The organism is Campylobacter sp., from assembly GCF_019423325.1.
Taxonomy (GTDB): domain Bacteria; phylum Campylobacterota; class Campylobacteria; order Campylobacterales; family Campylobacteraceae; genus Campylobacter_B.
Genome location: NZ_JAHZBQ010000002.1, coordinates 329,852 through 343,807, shown reverse-complemented (window position 1 = coordinate 343,807; position 13,956 = coordinate 329,852). Strand labels below are relative to the sequence as shown.

At 46.7% G+C, this 13,956-nt stretch carries 12 protein-coding genes and 1 tRNA gene; 7 read left to right on the top strand and 6 right to left on the bottom strand.

Annotated features, from left to right (window positions below):
- Positions 1–270: 270 nt before the first annotated feature.
- Complete coding sequence (hisF, locus tag QZ367_RS06650) at positions 271–1,191, bottom strand: imidazole glycerol phosphate synthase subunit HisF (protein WP_291938793.1); 921 nt, start codon at positions 1,189–1,191, stop codon at positions 271–273.
- Between the two features lie 91 nt (positions 1,192–1,282).
- Here hisF and rsmA point away from each other — a divergent pair, with 91 nt between their 5' ends.
- The 5 genes from rsmA (at position 1,283) to ybaK (ending at position 6,944) form a co-directional block, all read left to right on the top strand.
- On the top strand, positions 1,283–2,143 hold the full coding sequence (gene rsmA / locus QZ367_RS06645) for a 16S rRNA (adenine(1518)-N(6)/adenine(1519)-N(6))-dimethyltransferase RsmA (RefSeq protein ID WP_291938791.1): 861 nt from the start codon (positions 1,283–1,285) through the stop codon (positions 2,141–2,143).
- Complete coding sequence (locus QZ367_RS06640) at positions 2,124–4,349, top strand: ribonuclease J (RefSeq protein WP_291938789.1); 2,226 nt, start codon at positions 2,124–2,126, stop codon at positions 4,347–4,349. Before rsmA ends, QZ367_RS06640 begins: the two co-directional genes overlap by 20 nt.
- 373 nt (positions 4,350–4,722) lie before the next feature.
- Positions 4,723–5,685: a KpsF/GutQ family sugar-phosphate isomerase gene (locus QZ367_RS06635; RefSeq protein ID WP_291938786.1), complete on the top strand. Its 963-nt coding sequence runs from the start codon at positions 4,723–4,725 to the stop codon at positions 5,683–5,685.
- Positions 5,686–5,693: 8 nt separating this feature from the next.
- Entirely contained in the window at positions 5,694–6,455 is a 762-nt protein-coding gene (locus tag QZ367_RS06630) for a pseudouridine synthase (RefSeq protein ID WP_291939294.1), read from the top strand.
- A 15-nt stretch (positions 6,456–6,470) separates the two neighbouring features.
- Positions 6,471–6,944 carry a Cys-tRNA(Pro) deacylase gene (ybaK, locus tag QZ367_RS06625; protein ID WP_291938784.1) on the top strand — a complete coding sequence of 158 codons (474 nt, stop codon included), beginning with the start codon at positions 6,471–6,473 and terminating at the stop codon, positions 6,942–6,944.
- Between the two features lie 361 nt (positions 6,945–7,305).
- On the opposite strand, the gene QZ367_RS06620 is transcribed toward ybaK, so the two are convergent.
- Complete coding sequence (locus QZ367_RS06620) at positions 7,306–7,869, bottom strand: LemA family protein (RefSeq protein ID WP_291938783.1); 564 nt, start codon at positions 7,867–7,869, stop codon at positions 7,306–7,308.
- 69 nt (positions 7,870–7,938) lie between these two features.
- On the opposite strand from QZ367_RS06620, the gene QZ367_RS06615 reads away from it, so the two are divergent.
- Together QZ367_RS06615 and QZ367_RS06610 are read left to right on the top strand one after the other, a co-directional pair.
- A tRNA-Met gene (locus tag QZ367_RS06615) sits at positions 7,939–8,015 on the top strand.
- 350 nt (positions 8,016–8,365) lie between these two features.
- Complete coding sequence (locus QZ367_RS06610; protein ID WP_291938782.1) at positions 8,366–9,079, top strand: rhodanese-like domain-containing protein; 714 nt, start codon at positions 8,366–8,368, stop codon at positions 9,077–9,079.
- A gap of 609 nt (positions 9,080–9,688) precedes the next feature.
- On the opposite strand, the gene QZ367_RS06605 is transcribed toward QZ367_RS06610, so the two are convergent.
- The 4 genes from QZ367_RS06605 to folE form a co-directional block, all read right to left on the bottom strand.
- The gene (locus QZ367_RS06605) at positions 9,689–10,477 is read right to left on the bottom strand and encodes a transporter substrate-binding domain-containing protein (RefSeq protein WP_291938781.1); all 789 of its coding nucleotides are present in this window, start codon (positions 10,475–10,477) and stop codon (positions 9,689–9,691) included.
- Positions 10,478–10,885: 408 nt separating this feature from the next.
- On the bottom strand, positions 10,886–11,887 hold the full coding sequence (locus QZ367_RS06600; protein ID WP_291938780.1) for an iron-sulfur cluster assembly scaffold protein: 1,002 nt from the start codon (positions 11,885–11,887) through the stop codon (positions 10,886–10,888).
- A 3-nt stretch (positions 11,888–11,890) separates the two neighbouring features.
- Entirely contained in the window at positions 11,891–13,090 is a 1,200-nt protein-coding gene (locus QZ367_RS06595; protein ID WP_291938779.1) for a NifS family cysteine desulfurase, read from the bottom strand.
- 111 nt (positions 13,091–13,201) lie between these two features.
- Positions 13,202–13,786: a GTP cyclohydrolase I FolE gene (folE, locus tag QZ367_RS06590; protein WP_291938777.1), complete on the bottom strand. Its 585-nt coding sequence runs from the start codon at positions 13,784–13,786 to the stop codon at positions 13,202–13,204.
- Positions 13,787–13,956 lie beyond the last annotated feature (170 nt).

The following is a 13,956-nucleotide window of genomic DNA, read 5'->3' as shown; positions in this document are numbered from 1 at the left end:
CGTAAAGTATCAGGTGAAATTAAAATCGATTTAAGCAAATATCTAGGAGAGCTGTACCATTATCTTCCATAATGGTAGTAGTGCAGGTGGCGGGTAGAAGATGGAAAAGTATCATAAAAAAAGCTTATAATTTAGCTAAAACGAAGAAATTTTATCTAAGCAAAAACGATGCTTGCAAAAAACTTGCAAGATAATAAAGGCTGAAATAAAATTAATTATTTGGTCGCTTTGACGGCTAGTTTCAACCCTGCGGTATAAATCTGACCAAATTTACAGTCTCACTTCAATATTTTGTTTTTGCAAATACGCTTTTAGTGCCTTGATTTCGATCTCTCTGAAGTGAAAAATCGATGCCGCTAGACATGCGTCCGCGCCTGCTAAAAATGCGTCCTTAAAATGCTCCATTTTACCCGCACCGCCGCTTGCGATGACGGGGATGTCAAGCTCGCTAAAAATCCGCGTCAAATTTAACTCAAAGCCATTTTTAACGCCGTCGCAGTCCATCGACGTGAGTAAAATTTCGCCTGCGCCGCGCTCCTGCACCTCTTTCGCCCAAGCAAGCGCATCCCTGCCGGTCTCCAGCCTGCCGCCGTTTATAAACACACTATAGCCGCAAGGCTCGCCGTTTTGGGTCAAAATTTCATCCTGCGAGCTGCGTAAAATTTTGCCAAAATTTCGAGTCTCACTGCCCAAATTTGCGTCTGGATTTCGCATGTCGTCGTGTAAATTTCCGTTTGAATTCCTCGCCGCGTCATATAAATCGCCGCGCGAAATTTCATTCGAATTTCGTTTTGCGTCGATCGCGACTACGACGCACTGCGAGCCGAATTTGTTCGCCGCTTCGTCTATTAAATTTGGATTTTTTATCGCGGCCGAGTTGAGGCTTATTTTGTCACAGCCGACGTTTAGCAGGCGCGAGATGTCATCTATCGTGCGGATGCCGCCGCCCACGGTCAGCGGGATAAAAAGCTCGCGCGCGACCCGCTCCACGACATCCACAATCGTATCGCGCCCAAGGTGCGACGCCGTGATATCGAGGAAGCACAGCTCGTCCGCGCCCTCCTCGTTGTAACGTTTGGCTATCTCGACCGGATCGCCCGCATCTATGAGACCTACGAAATTTATGCCCTTTACCACCCGTCCGTCTTTGACATCTAGGCATGGGATTATGCGTTTTGCGAATCTATTCAAAGCAGCCCTTCGGAATAAAATTTTTTATGATTTTAGCCAAATTTTACTTAACATAATGACTTTATAAGTAAAATTTGGCTAGACTCTCGCGATGATTAGGGCGAAAAAAGAGTTCGGGCAAAATTTTTTAAAAGACGAAGCCGTTTTAAGCAAGATCATCCAAGCGATTCCCGAGAATGTACAGAATGTCGTTGAGATCGGGGCTGGCTTAGGTGATTTAACTCGTAAGCTTTTGGAATTTTACAGATTAAAAAGTTTCGAGATAGATGAAGATTTATATCAAATTTTAAGCGCTAAATTTGCGCAGCAGATCGCTAACGGCGAGCTTGAGCTCGTTTTGGGCGATGCTTTGCGGATTTGGCAGGAGCGGGGACTTGGCTGCGGCGAATATTTTTTGGTCGCAAATTTGCCCTACTATGTCGCTACGAAGATGATTTTGCAGGCGATCGACGATGAGCTATGCGGCGGATTTTTGGTTATGATCCAAAAGGAGGTCGCTTTAAAATTCTGCGCCAAAGCCGGACAGAGCGATTTTAGTGCCCTTTCGATTCTGGCCGATCTTGCGGGCGGCTGCGAGCTTTTGTTTGACGTTGAGCCCGGCTGCTTCGAGCCCGCGCCGAAGGTGACCTCATCGGTGATCAGGCTCGTAAAAGGCAAAAATTTTAAGCCAGGCACCGAGATAAACGCAGATGATCTTGGCGTAAAAAGTTGCGCCCGCTTCCAAAATCTCGATGAATACGAGAAATTTAAAAGCTTTTTGCGCGTATCTTTCAGCGCGCCGCGAAAGACGCTTATTAAAAATTTAAGCGCAAAATTTGATAGAGGCTTAGCCGAAGAGATCTTTTTAAATTTGAAAATTCCGCCCACAGTTCGGGCACATGAGTTAAATTCCACCCTTTTTTTAGAAATTTTTAAAAATTTAAAGGCAAAAGATGGAAGAAAACAGAAATGAAAACGGCGTCGAACGACTCAAAAAAAGCAATCGCTATAAAAAACGCAAGGAAAATCTAAAAAAATCTATCGCAAGCGAAGGCTCTGCGGGTAGTGCGGAATTCGGCGGCGAGCATGAAAATGGCTCTCACAAAAACAAAGGCGCGAAAAACGGGCAAAATTCCGCTCGTTCAAAGGGTTCAAAAAATGGCTCTCGCAACGGATCAAATTCTGCGGGCGGTTCGTCCCGCGGCGACACGGACGGTGCGAATGGTGCGCATTTCGGCGGCGCATATCCAAAAAACAACGAAAACGGCGCGAGCGGTTCAAATTTAAACCGCGACGGCCGCGCAAAACCAGGCGGCAATAACGCAAAGGGCGCAAATTCTAGCGCCGCAGGCGATGCAAGCTCCTCAGACGCTCAGAAAAAGAAAAAGCATAAAAAGCGCTCAAATATGCCAAAAAGCCTTACTGGCAACGAGCCGTGGCAGAAGGCGATGGACGATGCGATCGCGAAAAACAAGCTGATCCACGAGGAGCGCCTGCACCCGCTTAAAGACGCTAATCGCAGCGATGAGACGGTGCGTATCACGCCGCTTGGCGGACTGGGTGAGATCGGCGCGAATATGACCGTTTTTGAGACCAATACGAGCGCGATCATCGTCGATGTGGGCATGAGCTTTCCGGAGGAGAGTATGCTCGGCGTGGATATTTTGATCCCTGATTTTGATTACATCCGCAAGATAAAAAATAAGATCAAAGGCATCCTCATCACCCACGCGCACGAGGATCATATCGGCGCGATGCCATATTTTTTCAAAGAATTTCAATTCCCGATCTACGCTACGCCGCTTCCTTTGGGGATGATAAGCAATAAATTTGAAGAGCACGGCCTAAAAGCCGAACGCAGCTACTTCCGCCCCGTGCAGAAGCGCCAGCTCTATCAGATCGGCGATTTTGAGGTCGAGTTTATCCACATAACGCACTCAATCATCGACGCAAGTGCGCTTGCGATCACGACGAAGGCGGGCACGATCATCCACACGGGCGATTTTAAGATCGATCACACGCCGATCGACGGCTATCCGACTGATCTGAACCGCCTAGCTTATTACGGCGATCGCGGAGTTATGCTTTTGATGAGCGATAGCACAAATTCGCACAAAGAGGGGATCACAAAGTCCGAAAGCTCGGTAGGGAAGACCTTTGATACAATATTTTCAAGCTGTAAGGGGCGCGTGATAATGAGCACCTTCAGCTCAAACATCCACCGCGTCTATCAGGCTATTGAGCGCGGCGTAAAATACGGCCGCAAGGTTTGCGTCATCGGGCGAAGCATGGAGCGAAATTTATTTACCGCGATGGAGCTCGGCTACGTAAATTTAGACAAAAAGATCTTCGTCGATGCCGATCAGGTCTCCAAATACCCGGATAATGAGGTTTTGATTGTAACTACCGGCTCGCAGGGCGAGACGATGAGTGCGCTGTACCGCATGGCGACGGACGAGCACAAATACATTAAAATCAAATCCACCGATCAGGTAATCATCAGCGCCAAAGCAATCCCCGGCAACGAAAGCAGCGTTTCGACCGTGCTTAACTACCTGCTAAAAAGCGGCGCAAAGGTCGCGTATCAGGACTTCAGCGAGATACACGTAAGCGGGCACGCCTCGATCGAGGAGCAAAAACTCATGCTGCGCCTGATAAAGCCGAAATTTTTCCTACCCGTGCACGGCGAGTATAATCACATCGTAAAACACAAAGAAACCGCGATGGAGTGCGGTATCGAGGAGAAAAATATCTATCTGATGAACGACGGCGATCAGATGGAGGTTTGCGAAAAATACCTAAAGCGCGTCAAGACCGTCAAGACGGGCAAGGTCTTCATCGACAACCAGATCAACAAGCAGATCTCCGACGAGATCGTCAAACACCGTCAAAATTTAGCCGATGCGGGCGTCGCGGTCATCATCGCGCAGATCGACAAAAACGAAAAGAGACTCATTCAGACGCGCGTCATCACCTACGGGCTCGTCGCCGATAATCAAACGGCGCACTTTACCAAGGAGATGCAGGGCATCATCGAGCAGTTTCTAGCGAATTTAAAAGATGAAATTTTGCTAGATCACTGGGCGCTGGAGGGCAAGATTCGCCAGGCCGTGCGAAAGCACATCTTTAGAAAGATCAAAAAATATCCGACCATTGTGCCGGTGATTTATTTGATGTAAGCGCGGCTAAATTTTATGGATTTAAGGCTTGCTTTGCGGTGTCGTGGGTGCATGAAATTTTATGTTGCGGGCGTAGAGTGCCGAATTTTACGACGTAAGCGGGCTTTGCAGCGTTGGAATTTAAAAGCGGCATTAGCAGGTCTTGCAGCGCGAAATTTTAAAGCGGCAAGTAAAATTTTAGCACAGAATTTCGGCGTAAGGCAAAATTTAAAGAATGCCTAGGAAGGCTGCGGCAAGCGGGCAGAGCGGCGCGCGATTTTGTAGATTAGAATTTTATGGTGTAAATTTCAAGGGCGTGAAATTTTGGCTAGCGCAAATTTAGGCGCGGCGTAAAGAGGCGTAAAATGAAAGCAAATTTTAAAAAGAAGGTTTAATGAGTGAAATTCTAGATACGGCACGAGAGGTGCTGAGGCTCGAAGGAGCGGAGCTTTTGCGGCATGCAGATCTTATCGGCAGCGAAATTGAGCGAGCCGTAAGCTTGATCCTAGCTTGCAAAGGCAAGGTAATCGTCACCGGCGTGGGCAAGAGCGGACATGTGGGCGCCAAGATCGCTGCGACGCTTGCCAGCACCGGTACGCCGTCGTTTTTTGTCCACCCTACCGAGGCACTGCACGGCGATCTGGGTATGATCGGTAAGGACGATATGGTGCTTGCGATCAGCTTTAGCGGCGAGAGCGAGGAGCTGGTTAGAATTTTACCTCATCTCAAACGCTTCGGCGTGAAGATCATTGCGATGGCGCGCGATAAAAACAGCTCGCTCGGTAAGGTTAGCGATGAGTTCATAAGCCTAAATATCGTCAAAGAGGCCTGCCCGCTAGGCGCCGCGCCTACGGTTTCTACGACGCTAACACTTGCGTTAGGAGACGCGTTAGCGATCTGTTTGATGAGGCAGCGCAGATTCGGCAAAGAGGATTTTGCAAATTTTCATCCCGGCGGCAGCCTGGGCAAGCGGCTTTTCGTCAAAGTAAAAGACGTGATGCAAAGTAAAAATTTACCGGTTATAAAGCATAACGCCAGCCTAAAACAAGCTATTGACGTTATGACGCACGGAAAGCTCGGCACCGTCTTGTTAGTAAACGAAAAAGGCGCGCTCGAGGCGATCTTAAGCGACGGCGATCTGCGCCGAGCGCTGATGCGAGAGGATTTTGACATCAATGACGGCGCGCTAAAATATGCCACCAAAAATCCTAAAATGCTAGACGATAAAAATATGCTCGCAATAGATGCGCTAAATTTGATCGAGCAATTCAAAATTCAAGTCCTGCCCGTAGTCGAAAATGGCATGCCCGTGGGGATCTTGCATATTCACGATCTAACGAGCTTGGGGCTAAAATAATGCAAAAGATGCGTCTGAATAAATTTATCTCCCATAACACCGGCTACTCGCGCCGTGAGGCGGACGAGCTGATCAAGCAGGGCAAGGTTAGCATTAACGGTCGCGTCGTTAGCGATTTTATAGAGGTTAGCGGCGAGGAGAAGATCCGCATCGGCTCGTGTCTTATCAAGCCTAAGACGGAATTTACGATGATCGTTTATAACAAACGCAAAGGCGAGTTAGTTACTAAAAAGGACGATCGCGGCAGGCGGACGATTTACGATAGCTTGCCTGAGGGCTTTAGCAGATTTGTTAGCGTGGGGCGTTTGGATTTCGCAAGCGAGGGGCTTTTGCTGCTAACCGATGCACCCGCAATCGCTACGGCACTGATGAACAGCGACATCGAGCGAGAGTACTATCTAAAGGTAAAAGGCGAGGTGGGGGGTGAGGTCGTAACGGCAATCCGCGAAGGCTTTTTCGCCGCAGATGCGAGTAAGGGCGCGCACGCCAAAAGCAAAATCAAATCGATGGAATTTAAGCCCTTTTTGGGCTACCGCATAATGCCTAGCAGCGGCGGTTATACGAAAATAAAAGCGATCATTAACGAGGGGCAAAACCGCGAGCTGCGTAGATTTTTCGGCTATTTCGATCTGGATGTCGTGGAGCTTAAGCGCACGGCATTCGGTAGAATGACGCTTGGGATGTTAAAACCCGGCAAATGGCGCTATTTCGATCAGAGCGAATACGAAGATCTGCGCGATTTTTTGAAAGAAAACAAAATCCGCTATTAAATTTAAGGAGGCGAAATGAGTTCAAAAACAAACGCCGCGCGCGTACTGGACGGTCTGAAAATCCCCTACGAGATCAAAGAATACGCGGTGGATCCTTTAAATTTAGACGCGGTACACGTGGCAAATAGCGTGAGCGAGCCGATCGAGCGGGTCTATAAAACGATAGTTTGCACGGCGGATCACGAATACATCGTAGCCTGCCTGCAAGGCGATCTAAATTTGGATCTCAAGGCGCTCGCGCACATCTGTGGTGCGAAGCGTTGCGAGCTGATGGATTTGAAGGATTTGCAAAAGGTCACGGGCTACGTCAGGGGCGGCTGCTCGCCGCTTGGGATGAAAAAGCACTTCCGCACTTTCATCGATGAAAAAGCGCTAACGCAGGAGAAAATTTACGTTAGCGCAGGCGTGCGCGGAAAACAGATCGCTCTTGCGCCGAAGGACCTCGCAGCTGTAACTGAAGCGCAAATTTGCAAAATTACTTACGACTAACGCCGCATATTTTGCCGCCGTTTGCGTAAGTAACGCCGGTGGCGAGCTAGCTAAAATTTACACTGCGAGATTTAGACTTTTAAAATTTGGCGTTGCGCTGCTTGTTAAAACGAGCTTCTGCGCGCCGAGAAAATGCAAATCAAATTAGTTTTATAAATTTTATTGTTAAAATTCTAAGTACCGCGCGTCACAAAATATCCCAAACTAGATGACGAGCACGCGGGGGTGCGAAGCAAACCCTTTAAAGCGCATATATTTTGCGCGCGATCTGTTTTGCTCGCTATAAATTTAGCCTTGTGGCACTAAGCGTTATTCGCGATAAAATTTTAAAATTTCATCGTAAATTTTCTACGTCTCGCGCCTATTTTTTGAAAAGCTCAGAGACGTTTGGGGCTTGCTTTTCTTGCTCGCTGGTGGCGAAAAATTCTGCCTTGGCGAAGTTAAAAACGCTAGCGATAATGTTAGTAGGAAACATCTCGCAGGCGTTATTGTAGACCGTAACGGCGCCGTTATAAGCGCGGCGTGCGGCACTGATCTGCTCCTCGCACTCGCCTAACGCGTTTTGTAATTTGACAAATGATTCGTTAGCTTTGAGGTTCGGATACGCCTCCACTGCGATGCGAATCTGCCCCAAAAGAGCCGAAATTTCGCTATTTAATTTAAATTTATCTGCGTTAGAAGCCGCGTTGATCGCCTGTGAGCGAAGTTCGCTAACACGCGTTAGCACGGCGTTTTCGTGGCTCATATATTCGCGCGTGGTGCTAACTAAATTTGGGATGAGGTCATAGCGCTTTTTAAGCTGCGTATCGACGGTAGAGGCGATATTTCGCACCTGGTTGCGCTTAGCGATGAACGAGTTGTAAACGCCCACTAACGCCAGAACTAACAAAACTATGACGACTAATAAAATCAAAGCCGCATTCATTTTCTCTCCTTTTAAAGTATTTCAATTAAAAATAAGAATATTTAGCTATACTGCCATTTCTTTTCGCGTGTCAAGGTAGCTCAGCTGGTTAGAGCGCTGGTCTCATAAGCCGGAGGTCGAGAGTTCAAGTCTCTCTCTTGACACCATCTTCAAATTACCTTTAAGTGCATACGGCGCCTCAAAAAAGTTCGAGATTATATCTTACTTATACTTGAAAAATAATGAAAATTAGCAAAAGCATAAAATTTACCTTCGGGCAAATGTGAGTTTTTTGGATTTGTTGCTTCGCCTCTAAAAGACAAATTTGCGCAAAGCATCTTTATCTACGAGCCTTTAAGCTATTTTGGCAAAAGTTTTTTATTTGGGTCTCTTTCGCGTTTTCGCATCGGCAAATCTCGCGTCGGCATAATCTAACGCATTCCGCACAAATTCACACTATTTAGATAAAATTTTGATATAATCTCCCGCTTTAAAAGCTAAAATTCAAAGGAAGCATATGAAATTTATTTCTCACAAAATTTTAAAAAGCGCGGTTTTGCTGGCGGCATTGGGATCTTTTGCGACTTGCGGCGCCGAGATGCAACAGTCTAACGGCTACGCCATAAGCGGTGCGGCGCTATCAGCAATAGAGGAGGACAATAGAGCGAAAGAAAATTATCTGGTCATTGACGTCAGAGGCGCGGATGAGTACGCCACAGGACACATAAAACACGCGATCAACATCCCGCTTGGAGAGCTGGAAAGCAGACTGGACGAGATAAGCGCCTACAAGGATAAAAACGTCGTGCTTTATTGCAATACAGGCAACCGCAGCGGCAAGGCGCTTGATCTGCTTAAACAAAAGGGCTTCAATGTGCTTATGAATGCGCCCGGCGTGAAGCAGTACGACTACGAGCTGTATAAGGTCGGCAGCATAAACGCGGAGGGGTTTTTGAAAATAGCGAATGAGCCGAACGTCTTAGTCATCGATGTGCGCGAGAAAAAAGACTACGACGCGGGGCATATGAAAGGCGCGATAAATATTCCTGATGGCGAGCCTTTAGAAAATTACAAGGACGTGCTTGAGGCCAATAAAGACAAAAAGATGATCACACATTGTTACAGCGGCAACCGCAGCGCCAAGCTCGCCAAAGCCCTAAACGAGCGAGGCTACAACGTCACAAATCTACTTGACGGCACGAAAGAGTATAATTACGAACTGGTGAAGTAAATCGGGATTGGCTTTTGGGGAAAAATTTTACGACCATTTTTTGTATTCGCCGCGTCTTTATAAAATGCAGCTTCGCGGCACCCGATAAGACAGATACCGCTAAATTTGAAATTATTTGCTGCCTGCTCATTTAGCGCCTACTTTGCATAAAATTTGCCTTTGATGTAGGGCGTAAATTTTAAATTCTCCATACTGAGGCGATAATAGCGCTTGGGGGTTTAACTCCTTTTAGAGGAATTTTTAAAATTTAAATCATAAAATTGTAGCTACGGAGCAGGTATTTGGAGCTGAAAAATAGAAATTTACAAGCTAGCGTGGGTTTTGTGAAACGCAAAATTGAAACAGACTCTATAAAAGTTGCGTAAATTTTAAATGCAGCCGAATCGCTTAAAAATTTTACTTCCGAAAAATGAAATTTCGCACTAGTGGTGCGCGCGTTTTAAATAGCCTCACTAATCCCGATAAAATTTGCGCTTTAGGAGAGGCAAGCAAAATCAAAGCCGAATTCTAAAAGCAAATTAAGCCCGCAACGTGTTTCTCGCTCCATCATTACAATGAATCGAATTTTACGCGGAAACCAGGCGCACGAATTAAATTCTGCACGAAATTTTATTCAACTAAGAATTCCTTCTTATCGATCGTGCCATGATAAAAAATCCCGAGCGTATCGTCAAAGGTCTTATCTAAAAATCCGTCTTTTTTTAATCCCGCTAAAGATGTATTGATTAGCTCTAGCAGCGCATTATTGCCCTTCTGCACGGCGATTGCGTTGTAAGTTTGCTTACCTAGACCATCCAAAGCAACCTGCGTTTTATTATCGATGATTGCGTATGCGTGCAGGATTAGATTATCATCGACATGCACGGCGTTTTTCGCCCTTTTGAAAGCGCGGTAACATTTAGCCGAGCTGGCGCAAAAGTTTAAATTCTTTCTAAAGCCCGCTTTGCGTAAGAAATTGTGAATAGGAGAGTGTTTGATGACAAAAATCCTCTTTTTGCGCAGCTGATCGAAGCTCGTGACATTTTCGTCCTTTTTGGCTAGCACACCTACCTGCACCTTAAAATAAGGCTCTGAAAAATCCACCTTCTTAGCTCGCGTGGGCGTAGGAGTAAAGGTCGCAATCACCATATCCGCTTCATTGCGCTGTAAAGCGCTAATGCGTCTTGAAGCCGTGATCGGGACAAATTTTACCTTGCCGGGATTATCGCCGAAAATCTCCTTACCGAGCTTTTCGCCAAGAGCAATCTCAAATCCCCTATATTTGCCGTCTACGAGCGCACTAAACGGCGGCTGATCGTTATATACACCTATGCGAACGAGCCTATCTTTTTTGATCTGATCCAAAGAATTTGCAGATAGAAAACCAAGTAGTAGAGCCGCCAAAACAAATACTTTCATTTGCTCCCCTTTTAGTTGAAATAAGGCGCAATTATAATAAAAAGAAATTATAGCCAGCTAAAATTCTGCGATTTATGGCGCATTTTCATCTAAATTTATGAAAAGATGAAATTCGCGGAGAAATTCTATGTCCAATTTACAAACGAAATCTCATAAAAAACTTACACGAGCGAAATAAGAAGCTTTTAATTAAATTTTATAGACAAAATTTACGGATGAATTTCACGCTAGAAAACCTTAGCAAAATTTACGATATTCTTAAAAGCAAACGGCGAAATTCTACGCAGATTTAGCATCTAATTGCGAATTTAGCTAAGGGGCGAAATTTAGCTCCGCTGTTGCGCAGAAGCTCAAGCTCTTAAAACTTCGTAAAGACCAAGCCAAGATGAAACGTAGCGACCGATAAGCCTAAATCGGCATTACGCGGATGTTTGGACTAAGGTTTTCTTGCAAAACATTTTCGATCGCATATAATGTGCCGCTCGCACCACTGGCGCAGCCGCTACAAGCTCCTAGGTAGCGGATGTAGATATCGGTTTTGCCGTCGTCTGCAGGCCTGATGTCTATGACGTCGAGATTGCCGCCGTCCATCTGGAGCATCGGGCGGATATCCTCGTCAAGCACCCCTTCGACCGCTTTAAATTTACCGATTAAATTTAGCTGCTCAAAGCTCATCTCCGCTCCCGCTTTCGCGCTAGTAGCGGCACTCGCCTCGGCTTGAGCTTGAAGCCTCTCTCTCTCCATCTCCTCTCTAGTTTGCTTTAAAATATCGACCAGATAATAATCCTTCTCCTCGTGTCCGCCCGGGCGCACGCAGGATTTGCAAAACGCACCCGCTTTAGTGTATTGCGTGATCTCTTCGACCGTATGAAGATCGTTTAGGCGGATCACCTCTTTGATCGTGCCGAGGCTTACGCGCGCGCAGTCGCACACGATGATCTCATCCTCGAAATGCGCGGGATCGACGCCCTTATAATTCGCTGCAGCCTGCTTGATGACATCGTATGCCATGACCGAGCAGTGCATCTTTTGCGGCGGTACGGCAGGCTCATCTGGAGTATCGCGCATCGCGTGCTCTACGTCTAAATTTGTAATCTTTACCGCTTGATCGACCGTCTTTCCGATGCAAAGCTCAGCCATCGTATCCGAACTCGCAATCGCCGTACCGCAACCAAAGCTTTTAAATTTAGCGTCTAAAATTCTATCGGTTTTAGGATCTATCAACCAATACAGCCGCACCGCATCGCCGCAGCTCTCGGCGCCGAAGTCCGCGACCACGAGTTTGGCTCCCTTGGCCTGCGCCTCCTCCTCGGTGATCTCGCCCATATAGCGAGGATTATTCATACGGTCCTGCACTTTTTGCGAGTATTGCTCCCAGATCGAACCGTTTATTAAACTGTTTTTTGCCATTTTTTATCCTTTATTTTTCTCATAACCTTGCGGCGCGTAAGCAAACGTGCTTGAAATCCCGCGAAGACGGACGATAGCTTTACTTATATGCTCGATCGCGTAATCGATCTCCGCTTCCGTAGTAAAGCGCGACAGCGAAAGCCTTAACGCCGTATGCGCCAGCTCCTTATCTGCGCCGATCGCTTCCATTATCGGGTTATTCTCGAGCGCCTCGCTCGCACACGCAGAGCCAGTAGAAGCGGCTATGCCCGCTTTATTTAGATCCCACAGCATCGCCTCTCCTTCGACGCCTTGGATCGAGGCGAGGATGGTGTTTGGCACGCGAATGCTGCGATCACCCACGACGCTGACGTTTGAAATTTGCAAAAGCGCATCCTCCAGCTTATCGCGCAGTCTACTTACCTGAGTGCGCTCAAAATCTATAAATTTATTCGCTAGCTCCAAGGCTTTGCCTAGCCCTACGATGCCAGAAACATTTAGCGTGCCGCTGCGGCGCCCACCCATCTGCTCGCCGCCATGAAGCAGGCTCGTAAGCGGCTTGCTATCTTTAATATAAAGTGCGCCGACGCCTTTTGGAGCGTGAAATTTATGCCCGGAAAGGCTTAAAAAATCCACGTCCGCATCGCGCACGTTTACCTTTATCTTGCCTATGGCCTGCACCGCGTCGGCATGATATAGCGCGCCATGCTCGTGTGCGATTTGTGCGATTTTTTTTACGGGGAAGATCGTGCCGGTTTCGTTATTTGCCCACATCACGCTAACAAGCGCGGTTTTGTTGTTGATCTTTTCGCTAAGCTCGTCAAGATCGATTAGTCCGTCTTTATCGACGCCCAGGCGAGTGATCTTTACGCCGCAAATTTTTTCTAAAAAAGCACAGGTCGCGCTGATTGCGGGGTGCTCGACGGAGCTTATGATGATATTGTCCTTCTCGCCGGTTAGAATTTTATCGTAGTAAATTCCTTTTAAAACCCAGTTATTGCTCTCGGTCGCACAGCTTGTGATGACGATATCGTCCGCATCCGCAGCGCCAAGCCCCGCATAGAGCCTATCCATCGCGGCTCTTAGCGCGGGGTGAGTCTCGCTGCCGAAGCTGTGAAGGGAGTTTGGATTGCCGTATTTATCGCAAAAAAATGGCTTCATCTCCTCAAAAACTTCGGGATCGACCATCGTAGTGGCGTTATTATCTAAATAAACGCGCTGCATAAAATTCCTTTCTAAAATTTGTCTGAAATTTAATCAGACAATTTCGCTCTTTTATCAATTTCGCACGATAATATAACATAATTGCTAAATTTTTCTTTAACGCTTGCCGTTTTAAAAACCAAAAGTTTTTGGAGAATTTATTAGATCGAAAAATTCCTTACGCGTGTCGTTTCGGCTGATAAAAAGCCCCCTAAGTGCCGACGTAGTCGTGGTCGAGTTGATCTTTTGCACGCCGCGCATCTCCATGCACATGTGCCGCGCCTGCAGTACCACGCCCACGCCGAGCGGATGGATTACCTCTTGGATTGCACTTGCGATCTGCTCGGTAAGCTGCTCTTGGATCTGCAGCCTGCGCGCAAAAATATTTACCATACGCGGAATTTTGCTAAGCCCCACGACCTTTTTATTCGGGATATACGCGACATGCGCGCGCCCGATGATAGGCAGCAGATGATGCTCGCAGAGGCTATAAAATTCTATATCTTTTATCAGAACCATCTCGTTGTTGCTGCTCTCAAACAGCGCGTCGTTTAAAATTTCTTTTGGATCCAGCTCATAGCCGCTAGTTAGAAACTCATAGGCTTTAGCCACGCGCCCCGGCGTCTTCGCAAGCCCGTCGCGCTTCGGATCCTCGCCTAAAATTTCAAGCATCTGCGACACGCAGTTTTCAAATTTAGCTCGGCTTTTTTCGTCCATTTTTAGCAATTCCTTAAAGATCGATGCGCGATATTACTCAAAAACGCCTTTTATAACGCTGATAAATTTTAAAATTCCGCGCGAAATTTTATCAATCTCATTATGTTAATGATAATATATTTAAATTTAAGAAATTTTTGTTTAAAATCCGCCGTTTCGATAAGCTTTAT